The sequence below is a fragment of the Arthrobacter sp. StoSoilB5 genome (assembly GCF_019977235.1).
Lineage (GTDB): Bacteria > Actinomycetota > Actinomycetes > Actinomycetales > Micrococcaceae > Arthrobacter.
The window spans coordinates 2,406,181-2,423,581 of the sequence record NZ_AP024646.1; the positions used below are offsets into that span (position 1 = coordinate 2,406,181).

14 protein-coding genes and 1 pseudogene are annotated in these 17,401 nt (G+C 61.2%); 7 read left to right on the plus strand and 8 right to left on the minus strand.

Going from position 1 to position 17,401, the window contains the following annotated elements:
- The first annotated feature begins 90 nt into the window (after positions 1–90).
- The 7 genes from LDN75_RS10880 (at position 91) to LDN75_RS10910 (ending at position 9,197) form a co-directional block, all read left to right on the plus strand.
- Positions 91–2,391, plus strand: coding sequence for a family 78 glycoside hydrolase catalytic domain (locus LDN75_RS10880; RefSeq protein WP_346347166.1), 2,301 nt, complete (start codon positions 91–93; stop codon positions 2,389–2,391).
- Positions 2,388–2,681: a hypothetical protein gene (locus LDN75_RS10885; protein ID WP_223937283.1), complete on the plus strand. Its 294-nt coding sequence runs from the start codon at positions 2,388–2,390 to the stop codon at positions 2,679–2,681. Before LDN75_RS10880 ends, LDN75_RS10885 begins: the two co-directional genes overlap by 4 nt.
- Positions 2,682–2,948: 267 nt before the next feature.
- Positions 2,949–3,902 carry a LacI family DNA-binding transcriptional regulator gene (locus LDN75_RS10890; protein ID WP_263422365.1) on the plus strand — a complete coding sequence of 318 codons (954 nt, stop codon included), beginning with the start codon at positions 2,949–2,951 and terminating at the stop codon, positions 3,900–3,902.
- Between the two features lie 158 nt (positions 3,903–4,060).
- Complete coding sequence (locus tag LDN75_RS24265) at positions 4,061–4,312, plus strand: hypothetical protein (RefSeq protein WP_346347167.1); 252 nt, start codon at positions 4,061–4,063, stop codon at positions 4,310–4,312.
- A gap of 1,118 nt (positions 4,313–5,430) precedes the next feature.
- Positions 5,431–7,101 carry an amidohydrolase family protein gene (locus LDN75_RS10900; protein ID WP_223937284.1) on the plus strand — a complete coding sequence of 557 codons (1,671 nt, stop codon included), beginning with the start codon at positions 5,431–5,433 and terminating at the stop codon, positions 7,099–7,101.
- Between the two features lie 333 nt (positions 7,102–7,434).
- The gene (locus LDN75_RS10905; protein ID WP_223937552.1) at positions 7,435–8,481 is read left to right on the plus strand and encodes a permease; all 1,047 of its coding nucleotides are present in this window, start codon (positions 7,435–7,437) and stop codon (positions 8,479–8,481) included.
- On the plus strand, positions 8,469–9,197 hold the full coding sequence (locus LDN75_RS10910; protein ID WP_223937285.1) for a TIGR03943 family protein: 729 nt from the start codon (positions 8,469–8,471) through the stop codon (positions 9,195–9,197). Before LDN75_RS10905 ends, LDN75_RS10910 begins: the two co-directional genes overlap by 13 nt.
- 253 nt (positions 9,198–9,450) lie before the next feature.
- Here the strand turns inward: LDN75_RS10910 and LDN75_RS10915 are convergent, their stop codons facing one another.
- The 8 genes and pseudogenes from LDN75_RS10915 to LDN75_RS10950 all read right to left on the minus strand — a co-directional run bounded on the left by LDN75_RS10915 (position 9,451) and on the right by LDN75_RS10950 (position 17,371).
- Positions 9,451–10,323 (minus strand): MurR/RpiR family transcriptional regulator, encoded by an 873-nt coding sequence (locus LDN75_RS10915; protein ID WP_223937286.1) that lies wholly within the window; start codon positions 10,321–10,323, stop codon positions 9,451–9,453.
- 110 nt (positions 10,324–10,433) lie between these two features.
- Positions 10,434–11,720, minus strand: a complete 1,287-nt coding sequence (locus tag LDN75_RS10920) for a Glu/Leu/Phe/Val dehydrogenase (RefSeq protein ID WP_223937287.1) — start codon at positions 11,718–11,720, stop codon at positions 10,434–10,436.
- A 62-nt stretch (positions 11,721–11,782) separates the two neighbouring features.
- The gene (locus tag LDN75_RS10925; protein WP_223937288.1) at positions 11,783–12,607 is read right to left on the minus strand and encodes an amino acid ABC transporter permease; all 825 of its coding nucleotides are present in this window, start codon (positions 12,605–12,607) and stop codon (positions 11,783–11,785) included.
- 59 nt (positions 12,608–12,666) lie between these two features.
- Positions 12,667–13,317: an amino acid ABC transporter permease gene (locus LDN75_RS10930; RefSeq protein WP_223937289.1), complete on the minus strand. Its 651-nt coding sequence runs from the start codon at positions 13,315–13,317 to the stop codon at positions 12,667–12,669.
- Positions 13,318–13,335: 18 nt separating this feature from the next.
- Positions 13,336–14,226: a glutamate ABC transporter substrate-binding protein gene (locus tag LDN75_RS10935; protein ID WP_223937290.1), complete on the minus strand. Its 891-nt coding sequence runs from the start codon at positions 14,224–14,226 to the stop codon at positions 13,336–13,338.
- A gap of 43 nt (positions 14,227–14,269) precedes the next feature.
- The gene (locus LDN75_RS10940) at positions 14,270–15,055 is read right to left on the minus strand and encodes an amino acid ABC transporter ATP-binding protein (RefSeq protein ID WP_275959813.1); all 786 of its coding nucleotides are present in this window, start codon (positions 15,053–15,055) and stop codon (positions 14,270–14,272) included.
- A 428-nt stretch (positions 15,056–15,483) separates the two neighbouring features.
- Positions 15,484–16,707: pseudogene (locus LDN75_RS10945) on the minus strand (acetyl-CoA C-acetyltransferase).
- A gap of 4 nt (positions 16,708–16,711) precedes the next feature.
- Entirely contained in the window at positions 16,712–17,371 is a 660-nt protein-coding gene (locus tag LDN75_RS10950) for a 3-oxoacid CoA-transferase subunit B (RefSeq protein WP_223937291.1), read from the minus strand.
- Between the last annotated feature and the right edge of the window lie 30 nt (positions 17,372–17,401).

Consider the following 17,401-nt stretch of genomic DNA (forward strand, 5'->3'; position numbering starts at 1 on the left):
GTGCCCCCAGGCTTCCCAACCATCCGGACGGTACTGCCTATAGACGGCAGTCAAGATATTCAAAGTAACCTTCCAACGCAATGGAGCACGATGATGACTTCCTGGCATGCCCGACTGGTTTCTTCTGATGTTGATTTTGGTGGTGCCCCGCTGTTGCGCGGGGAGTTCCTCCTTGAGGAGGGACATGGGGAGGTTCTCTCGGCGACCCTGTTCGTGTCCGCGCTTGGTGTGGTTGAGGCGTGGGTGAACGGGAAGAAGGCTTCGGAGGACTTGCTGACGCCGGGGTGGTCGGCTTATGAGTGGCGGGTCCGGTATGCGGAGCTGGATGTGACCGCGTTGGTGGGGCCGACGACGGTGCTGGGCCTTGCGCTGGGTAATGGCTGGTACCGGGGGAGGTTGACGTGGACTGGCGCGTCGGCGTTGTACGGGGATGAGTTGGCCGGGTTCGCGGAGTTGCGGGTGCGGTTCGCGGATGGGCATGTGCAGGTGTTCGGGACGGATTCCTCCTGGAGCGCGGGGGCGTCGGCTACGACTTCGAATGACCTTTATGACGGGCAGGATATTGATGCCCGGAAGTACGACGACGGTTGGCTGGCTCCCGGGTTCGCCTCACCTGAGTGGGTGGGCGTGCTTGTGCTCGACGACGACCTGTCCCGCCTTGAGCCGTATGTTGGTCCGCCGGTGCGGAAGCAGATGGAGCTGGAGCCGGTGAGGGTTTGGGAGTCCCCGTCGGGCCGTGTGCTTGTGGACTTTGGTCAGAACGTAGTCGGGTGGGTGCGGACCGAAGTTGTCGGGCAGGAAGGTGCTGTGGTGACGTTGCGGCACGCTGAGGTTCTGGACCATGGGGAACTGGGCACGCGGCCGCTGCGTACGGCGGAGGCGACGGACCGGTTCACGCTTTCGGGCCGGGCGGATGTGTTCGAGCCGTCGTTTACGTTCCACGGCTTCCAGTATGTCGAGGTCGCGGGTTGGCCCGGCGGTGCCGGGGCGTTGCAGTCCCATGGTGGGCTGACCGCCGTCGTAGTTTCATCCGAACTGCGCAGGACGGGTAGGTTTGAAACGTCGAACCGGCTCGTGAACAAGCTGCATGAGAATACGGTGTGGGGGATGCGGGGAAACTTTGTTGATGTGCCCACGGACTGTCCGCAGCGCGATGAGCGGTTGGGGTGGACCGGGGACATCGCGGCGTTCGCCCCCAGCGCGTGCTTTCTCTTCGACTCCCAGGGCTTCTTACGCGACTGGCTGCGTGATCTGACTCTAGAGCAGCAGCACCAGGACGGCATTGTGCCCTTTGTGGTCCCGGATGTACTCAAGTACGTTAACCATTCGGCGGAGCTGCCAGATCCGGTAACCACAGCCTTGTGGAGCGACGCGGCCGTGTGGGTGCCTTGGGCGCTCTGGCAGGCCTACGGTGACAGGAGGGTGCTCGAGGAGGCGTTTCCCTCGATGCTTTCCCACGCCAGGCGTTTAGGTCAGTTGCTCTCGCCGAACGGGCTCTGGGACACGGGGTTTCAGTTCGGTGACTGGCTGGATCCGGACGCGGCCCCTGAGCAGCCCGCGGAGGCGAAAGCGGACCGGCACGTGGTCGCCACGCTCTGTGCGTACCGGACCGCGGACCTTCTCGCGCGCATTGCCCAGGTCCTTGGCGACGCGTCCGCGGCCGCCGAGTTCGGTGCCATGGCCGACGGACTGCGCGCCGCATTCAACGAGCACTATGTCCAAGGCGGGGTGGTTAAGAGCGACTGCACAACTGTGTACGCCCTTGCAATCGTTTTCGGGATCCTGAACCAGGCCGACGTCGAGTTTGCCGGTGACCGGCTGGCCGGACTCGTCGAGGCCGCCGGGCACCGGATCTCGACCAGGTTCGCCGGCACCCCGTTCGTCACCGATGCCCTCACTGCCACAGGGCATTTGGACACCGCGTACCTGCTGCTGCTGCAGACAGAATGCCCGTCGTGGCTGTACTCGGTAACCAAGGGCGCCACGACTATCTGGGAGCGGTGGGACTCGATGCTCCCGGACGGGACCATCAACCCCGGCGACATGACGAGCTTCAACCATTACGCCCTCGGCGCGGTCGTGGACTGGCTGCACCGTTGTGTCGGTGGTCTGGCGCCGCTGGAGCCGGGCTACCGCCGCATCCTGGTCGCCCCCCAGCCAGGCGGCGGGCTCACCTGGGCCAAGACAACTCTTGAGACTCTGCACGGACTCGTGTGTGTCCGGTGGGAGGTCATCCGTGAGGATGAGTTGCATCTCGTTCTCGTGATCCCCGCGGGTACCGAGGCTGTTCTGCGTGTCCCTGGCGCAGCGGATGAGGTCCTTGCTGCAGGAGCCCATGAACGGCGCTTTCCGTGGAAGTCCAAGGCTTCAGTCCTTGCAGTGGGGGTATGACGTCCATGATCCCAACCGGGTCCGGCACTGTTGAACTGGCCGACGCGGCAGCCACCGGCTCACACCCGGCCATCGAATCCTGTGATGGGATAAGGTCTGGCGACCGGATCGAGGCCCGTCGAGGGGGCGTGCTCTACTTCTCAGCGCGCGTCACTGAGCTGATGCCTCAATTTGACCTATTCTGGGCAACCGACGACCACGGTGAGCGGCGCATCGTGGAATTTCAGGAATACAGCGTCAGTTTGGTCCACTCCAGCGAACTCGGTGAGCAATTGTGGGAGCGGCCATGAGTATCCTGCGCTCTCCATTGTTTTCCTCGATGAGCCATGTGGGCCGGCTCTGCGGCGTGAGAACGGATAATCGTTTTTGCATGCCCTTGCCGGCAGATAGCCGATTAAGCGGGGACCTGGCCAGATGCGTTCGGCGAGCGGAGGGTGGAGGGGAAAACCGCGGTGGCAGCGACACTCATTGACGTGGCCCGGCAGGCATGCGTATCTGTTGCCACGGCATCACGGGTCCTTAACGGTTCGGGGAATAGACGGTCGAAGCCGGATATTGTGGAACGCGTTCGATCTGTTGCCGAGACGCTCGACTACCGGCCCAACGCAACAGCACAGGCCGTGATCCGGTCAACATCCAGACTCCTTGGGCTCGTCGTCCCCGACATCGGCGACCCCTATTTTTCCTCAATCGCTAAAGGGGCACAGGAGGCAAGTGCGCGGAACGGAACGTTGTTGCTGTTGGCCGGCATCGACGGAAGCACCGGCGACGAGCTGCGTGCGTTTAAGGCACTCGTTTCCCAGCGTGTCGAGGGGATCATTCTCGCAGGCAGCAGGTGCGATGGTCCCGGTTTCCATGAAACGACCTTGCTCCTGGCGGAGGCAATAGAAAGGTACACGCGTTCCGGGGGACGCGTGGTGACCGTAGGTGAAGGAATCCTCGCCAACACGCCCGGCGCTGAATTTGTCCTCCGTATCCAGGAGGAGGAACGCGCAGCCGAACTGGCCTCTGCCTTGGCAGTTCGGGGCTGCAGCAGATTCACGATTGTCGCGGGGCCTGAACTTGTGCGCCAATCCGATCGTAGGGTTAGTGGGTTCATCCGTGGGCTGAGGGAGTCGGGTGCTCCGATGGCCAAGGTGATCCGCGGCGAGATGAACCGTGCGGGCGGTCTCAAGGCCGGACAGGAAGTCCTTCGCACCATCAGGGACCAGCAGTACGGGATGAGGCACGGCGTCCTTTCCGTCAACGACAGGGTTGCCATGGGGTGTATTTCAGCCCTCAGCGCTGCCGGCTGCGAAAGCCCCCGCGACTATGCCATCGGGGGCTTTGATGACATTCCTCAAGTCCAAGACTTTTGGCCACTCCTGTCGACAGTGAGACTCCCGCTCCAGGAAATCGGCGCCCGAGCAGCCGAGATAGCGATCGGGGAGGACGTTGATTGTGTCCTGGAAGGGGAAGTGATGCTCCGAGCCAGCACAACAGCTCCAGTAAGGTCAGTGGGCAAACCATGAACGGCATGATTGAACTATCGAAGTCGCTGTTTGCGTGCGCGGGGCAATTGGGTCAACCCGATCCGATTGCTATGTCAACGTAATTCAGGACCACCAAGACGGCCTGATTCAGGGCCACCCGCCATCGTTGTGTGGAGTTGGCGTGAAAGACTCACGAGGTGAGCGATGACTTGAAGGGCGACCTGCACCACATCGAACTGTGGGTACCAAACCTCAGCCGAGCTAAGGATGAGTGGGGATGGCTCCTCTCCATCTTGGGCTACGAGAATTATCAGAATTGGGGCAGCGGAATCAGCTGGAAGCTAGGTCCCACCTACATAGTTGTCGAAGAATCACCCGACCTGAGCATCCGCGAGCATCAGCGCACTGCGCCCGGGCTGAATCATCTGGCTTCAACGCCGGGAGCGTAGACGCTTTAGCTGGCGATAGCGGACATCACGGCTGGAACCCGTTGTTCGTGGACAAGTATCCGTATGCCGGCGGCCCCGACCACTACGCCGCCTATCTGGTGAACTCCGACGGATTCGAATTGGAGCTGGTCGCCAACCCATAGGGACGCATTGATCGCTGGCCGGTTAGTCATCCTCTGCTGGACGCTCGAGGGACATGATCAGGTGTCCGGGCTGGATGTGGCGCCCATGTGATATTCCGCGGAATACCCACTTGGTGTTGGGGCGGGAGGTGGTGAGGTCGTGCCTTGGGTTCGCAGCGAGGTCTCGCCACGGCCTACGATGATCTGGGTGTCGTTCGCACCGGACCCGAACCATTGGATCGAGTAGTAGTAGACGCTGTGGCGCCATTGTTCATGACACTTTTTGGCAGGACCTCACTGGCAGCCAATTGAAGCCGTGTGCACGGCTTCGGCGCTGTAGCGATAGGTGAACATTGCCACGTAGCAGTCGCCTCGAAGAGGTGCACTAACTGTGCGTGTTCCTGCAGGCGTTCACGGCACAGGCCAACACACCGGGGTGTCCACTCAGCCCCCGGACCGGTTGCGTATCGCACGACGGTGACCTCATTGACCCCGCCTGCTGCCGCCACTCTGAGATGGTCATGAAACCCACAACTATAGGGGTCATCCTGCGCGCACTCCTCGTTCACGAGGCATCAATTCTCATGGTCCACGCCAACCCAAGAGCAATCAAAGTTGTGACAAATGAAATAGATGCAATTATTATTGCATTTCGCTGGAATTTCATGTTACATGGGTCACACAATCCCTCGAGATCAACGACTGGACTGACATGCTCTCCATATCGTCCGCAGATTCCGCCTCGTCGAGCTATGTGCGAACTCACGCCACGCCTTGGATTTTGATGCGGCTGAGGTCCTGGGCCCCGGCCGCATCAAGACGCTCCGCAGTCCTTCTACTCCGGGCTATTCCGAAGGTGCTGCTCTTCATCTACCAACTACGCCGAGCAACAACAGCCTTAGGAGTGCCTTCCTATGCGGAGACAGCCGGACAAGGCAGCGCACTCATTCTTCACAATTGAATGCAAAATCACCGATCACCCTATTGGAGTAAAAAGTGACAAAATTCGAACAAAAGTTCTCTCTTGGCAGCATGTCAAGAAGGAGCGCCATTCGCTCGGCCGCGCTCGTCGCAACCGTGGTGTCGGTCTCTGGCTGCACGTCTGAGCGGCCGCAGATAGACGACCGTAAAGTCGATATCTTGATCACAGGGGGGCAGGTGTACGACGGGACCGGCAGTCCCTGGGTCAAAAGGGACATCGGCATCACCGGCGACAAGATCACCTTCGTCGGCCACGCCGATACGGCCGGCGTCGAGGGGAAAGAGACGATCGATGCCAAGGGCCTCGCGGTGACGCCCGGTTTCATCGATATGCACAGTCATGCCGATCCAGACAAACCGGAGCACCGCAAGATGCTGCCGCAGCGATACCAGGGAATCACCACCGTCGTCGTCGGCGTCGACGGTTTTGCCAAGGACACCGTCGCAGAGGATTTCGCGCGGTACCGCGAAACCGGCCTGGGAGCGAACCTCATCACCTATGTGGGATTCAACACCGCCCGCGAAGCCGTGATGGGCATGTCCGATCAGCCGGCGACGCCGGAACAGATCAGGGCCATGCAGGACTACATCGACCGTGGCATGCGCGGAGGCGCATTCGGCATGTCGAGCGGTCTGTTTTACACTCCCGCGACGTATGCCAAGACCGATGAGGTCATCGAGGTGGCCAAGGTCTCGGGTCGCTATCACGGGATCTACGACACGCACGACCGTGACCTCGGCGCGGTCTACAAGGGCATCGGCTATCTGGCCTCCACCGCCGAGGCCATCGAAATCGGCGAAAAGAGCGGCAACAAGGTCATCTTCAGCCACTTCAGCCCGCAGAGTGTGCGCAATTACGGCCGTGCGTCCGAAGGCGCCAAACTGATCGAAGATGCCCGCGCACGGGGCGTGGACGTGATGGCCGCGCAGCATCCCTACACAGCGACTCAGAGTGGTTTGAAGCCCTACACCATGCCGGACTGGGCCCTGGCGGGCGGTAAAGAGGACCTACTTAAGCGTTATAGCGATCCCGCCACGCGAACGCGCATGCAGGCAGACAGCGAGGCGATGGTCGCCCTTCGCGGCGGTGCAGAGAAGCTCGTCTTCACACAAACTGGCAACCGAGCGGAGCTCAGTCAAGAGTTGGTTGGTTTAAACCTGAAGCAGGTAGCCGACGAGTGGGGCGTGACCCCCTTCGAGGCGGCATTCCGCCTCGTCTCGGAGAATTTCGAGGAGGGCGTGGGGGTTATGAATCTGGATCTCTACGACATCGAGAACATCAGGTTCCTGGCCAAGCAGGATTGGATGATGACCGGTACGGACGGCTATTCCATGCCCGCGGGGAAGGGGGCGGCCCATCCACGAACCTTCGGTGCCTTCACCAATAAGCTCCGCCGACTCGTCCTGGACGAGCATCAGGTGACCTTGCCCTTTGCAATCCGGGGCATGACCGGACTAGCCGCGACATTCCTGGGGTTGGAGCAGAGGGGTCTGATCAAGGAAGGGTTCTATGCCGACATCAATGTCATCGACCTCGAGAAGCTTCGCGACAAAGCCACTTACAAAGATCCGCAGCAGTACTCGGAGGGGATGGTTGACGTCATCATCAACGGCGAGTTCGCGCTCCGTAGCGGCGAGCCGACCGAGACACTGCCTGGCTTGCCGATCGCCCGTGGCGAGTCGTAGGCGCGGCCAGCACTGTTGTCGGTAGCCAGCAGCCCTCCGCCGTCAGGGTAGCCACAGCACGAGTGCACGCACGCGACGACCGTACGCTCTCCCTTGTCACCGACAACCCGTCCGTACTGCGCGCAAAACGAAGTTCCGATACCCGAGCCATTCCGACGAAATCTCCGCCCCGTGATCATCACCAGGTGATGATCACGGGGCGGACATTTCGTCGGTGGGAGATGAAAACAGTGTATGGACTCCCTAGTCACTCGCGGCCGATCAATCGTCGAATGTTTCAAGACAGAAAGGAATAGACAGTGAATAATTCACACAGAAGTGCGGATCTTGGCGGTGCACCCTCAGGACTTGACCAAATCGCACTCCTGGCTGCGCTGCCTCCCACGCACGGAGAACACGGGGGGGGACGCCTCGCACGCCAAGGAGAAGCGCCCGCGCGAAGCCGGACTGGCGCTGGTCTCCGCGATCATTCTGGTGGCCGTGTTGGCTCGGCCGGCCCTCACAGGACTGCTTGAGAATCCGGCCGCGGCGAACTGGGCCACGGTGTTCGTCGCCATCACCGTTCAGGCTCTCCCGTTCCTCGTCCTCGGAGTCATAGTCAGCGCCACCATCGCAGCTCTTGTGCCGCCCACCGCCATCGCCCGGCTGCTTTCCCGGCGACCGGTCCTCGCCGTCCCCGCGGCGGCCGCCGCCGGAACCGCGCTCCCCGGCTGCGAGTGTGGCTCCGTGCCCATCGCCGCACGGCTCATCGCCAGCGGACTCACCCCTGCAGCGGCGTTGGCTTTCATGCTGTCAGCACCGGCCATCAACCCCGTCGTCCTGGCCGCGACGGCGGTTGCCTTTCCGAACACCCCCGAGATGGTGCTCGGCCGGATGCTGGCAAGCCTTGCCGCCTCCATCGCGGTGGGGTACGTGTGGCAGGCCCTCGGCCGGGACGACCTGCTCGCCCGGGTCCGTTCGCAGCCGACCCGCTCGGGATCGAAGTTGAACGTCTTCCTTTCCACGGCCCAGCACGATTTCCTGCAGACCGGCGGCTTCCTGGTGATCGGAGCCGCCGCGGCCGCAACCATGCAGACGCTGTTGCCCAGTGCATGGGTCGACTCGGTTGCCGGGTCGATGGTGCTTTCGGTGCTCGTGATGGCACTCCTAGCGATCCTGCTCTCCCTCTGCTCACAAGCAGACGCCTTCGTCGCCGTCGGGCTGAGCCAGTTCTCCCTCACCGCGCGGCTGGTCTTCCTCGTCGTCGGGCCGATGGCAGACCTGAAGCTCATTGCGTTGCAGGCCGGAACGTTCGGCCCCCGGTTCGCCTGGCGGTTTTCGTTGATGACGATCACGCTCGCAGTAACGGCCGCCTGTCTAGTCGGGTGGTGGCTGCTGTGAACGAAGCTGCCCGCGCCACGACAGTGCTCCTGGTAGGTACGATGCTGGTCTGGCTCTCGGTCAGCGGGACATACGCCAGATACGTACGCGTCGAGGTGGGCTGGATGCTCCTGGTCGCAGGTGTTCTGCTGGTCGGGCTGGGCCTGGTCTGCGTGAAACGCACACTGGCGTCGCGCTGGATGGCGCACGTGGGCGGTCGCGGCGACCACCCCGACCGCGGCAGCGATGCTGAGCACGCGCACGGCACCGGCGTGGCGTGGTTGCTGCTCGCCGCCGTCGTGGCGCTGCTCGTCGCCCCACCCGCGCTAGGCAGCTACGGCATCGATCGCAACGCGACCCTGACAGTCGCGGCCGGCGGCCAAACGTTCGACCCGCTACCGCAAGGCCAGACCGCACCGATGCCCCTGCGGGAGTTCAACCTGCGCGCAGCCGACAACGACGGTAAGAGCTTCGGCTCTACGCCGGTACGCCTCACCGCGTTCGTGGCGAAGCCCGACGATGCGACCGGGTTCCGGATCGCACGCTACCAGATCGCCTGCTGCGCCGCCGACGGGTCCGCCTCCGTAGTCCGGGTGATCGGCTGGACAGGCAGCCCGCCCTCCGTCGACCAATGGGTCACGGTAACCGGGACGTTCCGCGCTTCGACCGACGGCCCACCCGAACTGCTCACATCCAGCCTGACCGTGATCTCAGCACCCACCAACCCTTACGAATAAGCCGATGAGAACGCCTAACACCACAAAACTCTCTCAGCGCCAGCGAGCGGACCTGCCCGATAGCTTCGCGACACCAGGGCCCAAACGCCGGATACCCAACCAAGCTGAGACGGCGGCTGGTTCCGGCTCTGCTTCGTCGACTCGACCCCCGATGACATCAGATATTTTCGTCTCCCGATCGCACAACAACGTTGGGCAGCCTCGTTTGGCGCCAGTGCTTGCTCACGGTTTGACCCGCGCCATGGAGTGCCCTTTACATCTCCGAGTAGACGTTAAAGTCCTCAAGGAGTTGCTCGTCTATCAGCAGCTCCTGTCTGCTGCGGGCACCGTTCTGGATCGTCACAGCTGTCGCCAAGGTCTGGGCGATGGATATGAAGACCGTCATTGACCGTAGGATTGTGACGCCTTCCGTTTCGATATAGAACGTAGTGTCGGCCAGCCGTGCCAGCGGCGAGGCTGAATCGTCGGTCAGCGCGATCGTCTTTAGTCCCCGGTTCTTGGCATAATTAAGCGCACGGACTGTGTCAGCGGTGTACCTACGGATCGCGATTGCCACAAAAACGCCGTCCGGATCCAGGTCACGCAGCTGGTCAACGAACATGCCTGCTGCCGGAGCAATCTGCTCCACTCCGGGACGCACCAGTCTCAATAAGTAGCTCAGCAGCTGTGCCACGGGAGCGCATTTTCTGAGACCCATGACATAAACCCAGGGGGCATCGGTCAATGATTTTACCGCCAAATTCCAGTCGGCCTCATCGATGCGCGCATATGTTCTGGTGAGGTTGTCCGTTTCATGGTCCAGTACACCGGCGAACAGAGACTGGATGCTGCCTGGACGCTGCTGAACGCGATCGAATCTTCTGATGAGGTTGGCTTGGTCAGCCAAATGTTCCCGGCAGAGGCGGACCAAAGCCGGGTACCCCTTGAGCCCCAGCATTGTGGCGAACCGGACCAGGGACGACTGATTGACCTCAGCAATTTTTGCGGTCTCAGCGATGCTTCGGAAGGCGGTACCTTCGGGGTCGGTGAGCAGGACCCGGGCGATACGTTGCTGGCCCGGGGCCAATGATTCCATTTTGGACTGTAGCTCCGCCTGCAACTGCGAGTACGTCTCCAACTCGGCCATCAACTCTCCCCTATGTGCACGAACCGAACCCCGTCAATGCAACTATAGTTGCATTGACGGGGTTCGGTTGCAATCGCCGCACACTGGAGCCGTAAAGTCTCCTGTTTGCCTTAGGGGTACATGCCTCGGATCAGATGAGCATCGGCTACGCGCTTCACTGCAGTGATGGTCGCCGTCCGCCGGAGGGAGAGTCCCGTTTCCTGGCTGGAGGCGACCAGGGACTCCCAAGCAGCTAGCATTCGTTGTTTGAGCCGTTCGTCCACTTCCGCAGCAGTCCACCAATAGGCCTGGTTACCCTGGACCCACTCGAAGTAGGAGACGATGACGCCGCCGGCATTGGCCAGGATATCAGGGACTACCAGAACACCGAGGTCGTTGAGTATTTGGTCGGCTGCCGCCGTGGTGGGACCGTTGGCGCCTTCGACAATGAGCTTCGCCCTCACGCGTGGCGCGTTGTCCTCGGTCAGGACGCCCTCCACGGCCGCCGGAACTAGGGCATCCACGTCCAGCTCCAGAAGAGCGCTGGGGTCCAGTGGATCGCCGTCGGGGAATCCGTTGACTGTGCCGGTGTGAGCGACATGCTCGGTCAGCGCCGGTACATCGATACCGTCTTCCGCGTAGATGGCGCCGTACTGATCACTCACGGCCTGGACCCTGACGCCGGCATCAGCGAGGTACGCTGCTGTGCCTGCTCCGACCTTCCCGAAACCCTGCACGGCGGCGGAGCATTTTCCGGGCTGGAGGCCTAAGTGCTCAAGCCCGGCAAGGGAAATGTGGGCCACTCCCTTGGACGTGGCTGAGGACCGCCCCAAAGAGCCGCCAATGCTTACCGGTTTTCCGGTGACAACGGACGGAACCGTGTACCCCACATTGACTGAGTAGGTGTCCATCATCCATGCCATGGTTCGTTCATCGGTGCCGATGTCCGGCGCTGGTATGTCCCGTTCCGGACCGATAATGGGCAGGATTTCACTGGTGTATCTGCGCGTAACCCGTTCGAGTTCACGAGTGGAGTAGCAGCGTGGATCGATGGTTACGCCACCTTTGGCTCCGCCATAAGGCACGTCCAGGAGGGCACATTTCCACGTCATCCACATTGAGAGCGCGCGCACCTCATCCAGGGACACGTCCGGGCTGAACCGAAGGCCGCCTTTGGCTGGCCCTCTCGAAAAATTGTGCTGGACGCGGTAGCCCGTGAGCACTTCCACATCGCCGTTGTCCCGGCGCAGCGGCACACTAACTGTCATTTCTCTGCGGGGCCTGGCAAGGAGCTGGTGCAGCCCGTCATCATATCCAAGTGACTGGGCCGCGTCCGTGAGCTGGCTCTGGGCATTTTCCCAAGCCTGCGTTCCGCGGCTGAGCGGCTCTGTTGCTGGTAGTACATGCGTGCTGGTCATCGGGGAGCCTTCCGGGCCAAAGAGGGTGTCATGTCGTCAAGACGCGGCGGCCTTGCTGCGAATTAATGGACGGGATTTGTTGTCGGTTGCGGTGCGACGGGGCCGTCCTCGGTCAGCAGAGGGGACTCCGGAGCCGGGGACTTCGGTTTCTTGACGTTGCGGTTGGTCAGCCGGCGCGCCGTCAGAGAAACGAGCACGTTTGTGAGGATGTAGATGAGAGCGACGGCCAAGTAGATCTGCAAGCCATATCTGTTGCCGTAGAACTCGACCAGTGAGCGTCCGCTGCGCAGCAGTTCGGCGTACCCGATGACGTAACCGATGGATGTGTCCTTGAGAAGAATCACCAGCTGGCTTACCAGCAGGGGAGTCATGGCCGGGATCGCCTGAGGCATGAGGATGCGGAAGAGAATCTGCAGGGGGCGCATTCCCATTGCCAGCGCAGCTTCGGTTTGACCTCTTCCGATGGACTCGATTCCAGCCCTGATGATTTCGCAAATCACGGCTGAGTTGTACACCACCAGTGCCATCACGACCATCGTGAGTACGTTAAGTTCGATACCGATCTGCGGCAATCCGAGCGCAGCGAACAGCATGAGGAGCAAAAGCGGGACGCCCCTGAAGCCTTCCACGAGAATGGAGGCACTGATGCTGAGTGCGCGGCGTGAGGAGAGCCGCATTGCCGCCAGGAGGGCACCAACGATGAGTGCAAATACCATGCCTAACAGCGCTGCCTGAAGGGTTGCCAGCAGCGCTCTGCCGAGCGTCTGCGGAACCCCGGAAGCCGGGTCCAAAAGGATGGCCCATCGCTGTCCTTCGAGCTGACCCTTGGACTCCAGTCTCATCACGATGATGACGAGCACTAGTGCCAATAGAGTGCCAGCGATCATACTGGCTATGCGCGAGGTTCTACGGCCACGCGGCCCCAGCCGGTCAAACAGTACGGAACTCATCGGGCTACCGCCAGTTTTCTTTCCAGGATCCGGAATATCTGTCCGGAGCTCAATGTGATGATCAGGTATGCTGCGGCGATCCACATCAGGGCCGCCACGACAGCTCCCGGCTCCTGGAAGTTGATGCGCTGGCCGGCTGCTGTCAGCTCGGTTACACCGAAGGCAGCTGCAATGGAGGAGTTCTTTACCAGAGCTATCCATACGTTCGCCATGGGCGGGACAACCGCCCGGACAGCCTGGGGAAGAATCACCAGACCCATGCTGGGTCCGAAGGTGAGCCCCAAGGCTCGCGCCGCTTCGGCCTGCCCGACGCCGATGGTGTTGACCCCGGCCCGGATAGCCTCGGAAACGAAGGCGCCCGTGTAGATGCCAAGGGAGGCAACGGCGGTTGCCGTGTAGTTTGGAAGGGCCAGATCAACCTGCGGCAAGACGAAGACGATGATAAAGAACACTACTGTCAACGGCGTGTTCCTGATCGTTTCCACATAGAACGTTCCGGCCCGTTCCAAGGCTGGAACTGGACTCAGCCGTGACAGGCCCACCGCAAGTCCAAGGATCAGGGCGAGCCCGCCGCCGGCAAAGCTCAGAAGGAGAGTGCTTCCCAGCGCCTCCAGCAACAGGGAAGCATATTTCAGTGGGATGTCCATGAACGGCGTCTCCGGTTCTTAGAACTGTCCCAGTACCGGAGGCTGCGGGGCGGGCCCGAGGATCTTTCCGGCTGTGGAGTCCCAGGCCTTGGCCCAGCCACCGTCCGAGAAGGCCTTCTTCAGCGCCTCGTTGGCGAAATCGGCAAGGTCCTGGCGGTCTTTGGCAATGCCGATGCCGTAGGGCTCCTTGGTGAACGCGACGTCCACAAGGTCAAAGGAATCCGGGTCAAGGCTCCGCAGGCCGGCGAGGATGGTGTTGTCAGTGGTGACAGCGTCGACTTGACCGTTTTTCAGGGCATCTGCGCACTTGGAGTAGGAGTCAAATGTTGTGACTTGGACTGTCGGGACAAGCTTGCGGATGTTGGTTGAGGACGCGGATCCTTCAACGGAGCAGGCTTTGTGCCCAGCAAGGTCATCAGGCCCCTTGATTCCGAGGGGGTTGCCCTTCTGGACCATAAGGCTTTGGCCCGCAATGTAGTACGGTCCGGCGAAGTTGATGACTTCCGCCCTTTTGGCGTTCATTGTGTAGGTCGCCAGGACAAGGTCCACGCGGCCCTGTTGCAGGAACGGTTCCCGGTTGGCCGACACTGTTTCGACCCACTCGATCTTGTCTGCGGGAATGCCGAGGTCTGCGGCGACGATCTTGCCGATTTCAGCGTCGAATCCTTGGGGCTGGTTCGTCGTCGGGTTTTTCAGGCCGAAAAGCGGCTGGTCGAACTTTGTGCCGATGGTGATCTTGCCGGCATCATGGATTTTCTGCATCGTAGAGCCGGCGGCGAACGTCGCAGCGCTGTTGACCTTAGGCTGGTCACTGGCTGCCGGGCCTGCGACGCCTGAACTGCAAGACGTCAGTGCGGTCACGGCGGCAAGAAATGCGGTGGTGATGATGGTGTTGCGTCTGGCTTTCATACTGATTCCTCCGAAGAGTTGATGGGGATGCGGCAGATGGGGCTTAGTGTTCGAGAACGCGTGAGAGAAAGTCCTTGGCTCGGATTGATTTCGGAGCGGCGAAGAACTCAATGGGCGGTGCGTCCTCGAGGATCTGGCCGCCGTCGAGGAAAATGACCCGGTCAGCCGTGGCCTTGGCGAAGCCCATTTCGTGGGTCACAACAACCATAGTCATGCCCTCGTCGGCCAGGCTTCTCATCACGTCCAGGACTTCACGGACCATCTCGGGGTCCAAAGCCGAAGTCGGTTCGTCGAACAGCATGACTTCCGGGCGCATCGCCAGGCCGCGTGCGATGGCTACTCGTTGCTGTTGCCCGCCCGAGAGCTGCGCAGGGTAAGCGTCAGCCTTCTCTGCGAGACCGACGCGGTCCAGGAGTGCGCGGGCATGCTGTTCGGCCTGCTGCTTGTTTTCGCGCCGCACCCGAACAGGGCACAGCATGATGTTTTCCAAGACAGTCATATGGGGAAAAAGGTTGAACGACTGGAAAACCATGCCGATGTTGGAACGCATGGCAGCCAGGGCCTTCCCTTCGACAGGCAGGTCGCGGTCATTGAAGACGATCTTCCCGCTGTCGATGCTCTCCAGCCTGTTCATGGTCCGGCAAAGTGTGGATTTGCCTGATCCGGACGGGCCGATAACGACAATGACCTCGCCGCGTTTGATGTCGAGCGAGATGTCGCGGAGGACCTGGGTATTTCCGAAGCTCTTGTTGACGCCTTGGAGGGAAAGGATCGGTGTGGTCACTGCATTCTCCGGGGATGTTGATACGAGGGAACGTAAGTCGGTCATGACGCCGCCTTTGGGGAAAGTGAATGCAATATGAATTGCGTGGAGTTGTCTTAAAGCAAGAAAAGTTGTGTATCTTGCGTGTAAATTTAGCTCGTGTTGCGTGTGTCGTCAATCACGTGACGTCTGGCCTACACCTTTATTTAGCGTTGTGGTTCAGCACAGAGCTCGGGATGGGAGCCCTGCCTTGTACAGAGTCCAGCGGGCGGTCCGATTGGATAGCGGGGGCATGATCTCGCCTTCAAAAATGGGTCGTCGGACTCCGGTGGCCGAGGCCCACACTCCAGTCTGTGGGCAGTGGGATCCTGTTGCCGCTGTATGAGCCGATTGTATGCGCCTTCGCGGCTGCAGGATCGTTCGGCTCTGCAGAGTCTCCGGAGACGGAGAAATCTGCACGCTGGTGCTGTCACTGTGGTAATTTGAACGCTTTTTCATGGCATTCTTCCCTCCCTGTTGTCGGGGGTCTGGCTGTAAAGGACGACGGCGTCACCTTGGCCACCGCCCCCCGCAGAGCGCGGCAACTCCCAATCCGCCGCCACGGCGCTGCAGTTCTTTGGCCAGGTGCAGAATGACGCGTACGCCCGACATTCCGAGGGGATGGCCGAGCGCTATCGCACCCCCGTTGACGTTGACTTTGTCCTCGTCCAGGTTCAACCCGGCCATGCTGCTCAAAGCGACAGCGGCAAATGCTTCGTTAATCTCGGCGAGATCAAGATCGCTGATTGAAATGCCCGCGTTCCTGCAGGCGAGTCGGATGGCCGCAGCGGGCTGTTCCTGCAAGGTCGTGTCCGGACCGGCAACCGTGGCCGCCCCGGCGATCTCGGCGATCCAGGAAAGACCGTGCTCTTCGGCGAACTCTTTGCTGGAAATGACCATCGCCGCTGCACCGTCGGAAAGCTGGGTTGATGTCCCCGCCGTGATGGTACCTGTGCTGTTAAACGCTGGCCTGAGCCGTGCAAGGGTCTCTGCAGTGGTATCGGCTCGGATTCCTTCATCTTCCGCTATGACAGTTGTCCTGCCTCGGTGATCGGTCATGGTGACCGGGACTATTTCCTCGGTGAACAGGTTGAGTCCCTGTGCGCGGAGTGCAAGCCTGTGGCTGCGGGCGGCAAGCGCGTTTTGTTCCCCACGGGTGAGACCATGGATCCGCGCGTTGGCTTCTTCCGTGAGAGGGCCCATAGGTTGCTCAGTTTTCTGGTCCCACAGCCCGTCATGCAGAATGTGATCCGTCAACGCGGCGTCACCGTAAGGCATTCCCGTCCGTGTCCCGCGCAGAAGACGTGGGGCCTGGCTCATGGATTCCATGCCCCCGCCACTATGACGTCGTGGACACCAGTGATGATCAGGGCTTGAGCCAAGAGAACCGCTGAGCTGCCGGACAGACAGACTTTGTTGACGGTGAGAGCGGGAACATTTAGCGGGATGCCGGCCTCCAAGGCGGCCGTGCGGGCCGGATTCTGGCCCGCACCTGCCCCCAGCGCCTGACCCATGATCGTGTATTGAACGTCTTCTGGCCTGACTCGGGCACTCTTCAGCGCTGCCTCGATTGCCTTGGCGGCGAGGCTGCTGGCGGGGAGGGAGCGCAGCGCGCCGTTGAGCTTTCCGATCGGGGTGCGGGCGCCATCCACGATGACTGCGGCTCTGGGATGCTTCATCTGGTTACTTTCCTGTCTTTTGCCGGATGCGGTCATGCACGGGGGCACCCGTGTGCATGCTGACATCTTCGAAGGAAATCCCCGGCGCCAGCTCGATGACGTCGAATGCCCCGTCTGCAGCGTTGATGTCCAGCACGGCGAGGTCGGTGATGACCCTGGTGACGACAGCCCTGCCGGTCAGGGGCAGAGTGCAGCGGTCAACCGGCTTGGCTGACCCGTCCTTGGCGGTGTGGGTCATGACAATGATCAGCCTGGCAGCGCCATGGACAAGATCCATCGCTCCGCCCATGCCTTTGACCATGCTGTCGGGGACCATCCAGTTTGCGAGATCGCCCTGGACGCTCACCTGCATGCCACCCAGAACTGCTGCGTCCAGATGCCCCCCGCGGATCATGGCGAAACTTAGTGCGGAGTCGAAGCAGCTCGCACCGGTGCTCAAGGTGACAGTTTCCTTGCCGGCGTTGATGAGATCCGGATCCACGGACTCTTTCGTTGGGTAAGGCCCGACCCCAAGGATTCCGTTTTCCGATTGAAGCGCAACGTTCATACCGGGGGGAAGGTAGTTTGCTATCAACGTCGGCAACCCGATGCCGAGGTTGACGTACTCTCCAGGTCTGAGCTCCTCAGCTGCCCGGGCGGCAATTCCGTTTCTGTCCCACGGCATTTCAGGTCTCCTGCCTTGCGTGTTCCATGG

What these genes read in the sequence shown, in the direction of transcription:
- LDN75_RS10885 (WP_223937283.1), top strand. Translation starts at nt 2,388, where the DNA reads ATGACGTCCATGATCCCAACCGGGTCCGGCACTGTTGAACTGGCCGAC.
- LDN75_RS10930 (WP_223937289.1), bottom strand. Translation starts at nt 13,317, where the DNA reads ATGGACATCCCACTGAAATATGCTTCCCTGTTGCTGGAGGCGCTGGGA.
- LDN75_RS10925 (WP_223937288.1), bottom strand. Translation starts at nt 12,607, where the DNA reads ATGATCGCTGGCACTCTATTGGCACTAGTGCTCGTCATCATCGTGATG.
- LDN75_RS10935 (WP_223937290.1), bottom strand. Translation starts at nt 14,226, where the DNA reads ATGAAAGCCAGACGCAACACCATCATCACCACCGCATTTCTTGCCGCC.
- LDN75_RS10940 (WP_275959813.1), bottom strand. Translation starts at nt 15,055, where the DNA reads ATGACCGACTTACGTTCCCTCGTATCAACATCCCCGGAGAATGCAGTG.
- LDN75_RS10950 (WP_223937291.1), bottom strand. Translation starts at nt 17,371, where the DNA reads ATGCCGTGGGACAGAAACGGAATTGCCGCCCGGGCAGCTGAGGAGCTC.
- LDN75_RS10920 (WP_223937287.1), bottom strand. Translation starts at nt 11,720, where the DNA reads ATGACCAGCACGCATGTACTACCAGCAACAGAGCCGCTCAGCCGCGGA.
- LDN75_RS10915 (WP_223937286.1), bottom strand. Translation starts at nt 10,323, where the DNA reads ATGGCCGAGTTGGAGACGTACTCGCAGTTGCAGGCGGAGCTACAGTCC.
- LDN75_RS10880 (WP_346347166.1), top strand. Translation starts at nt 91, where the DNA reads ATGATGACTTCCTGGCATGCCCGACTGGTTTCTTCTGATGTTGATTTT.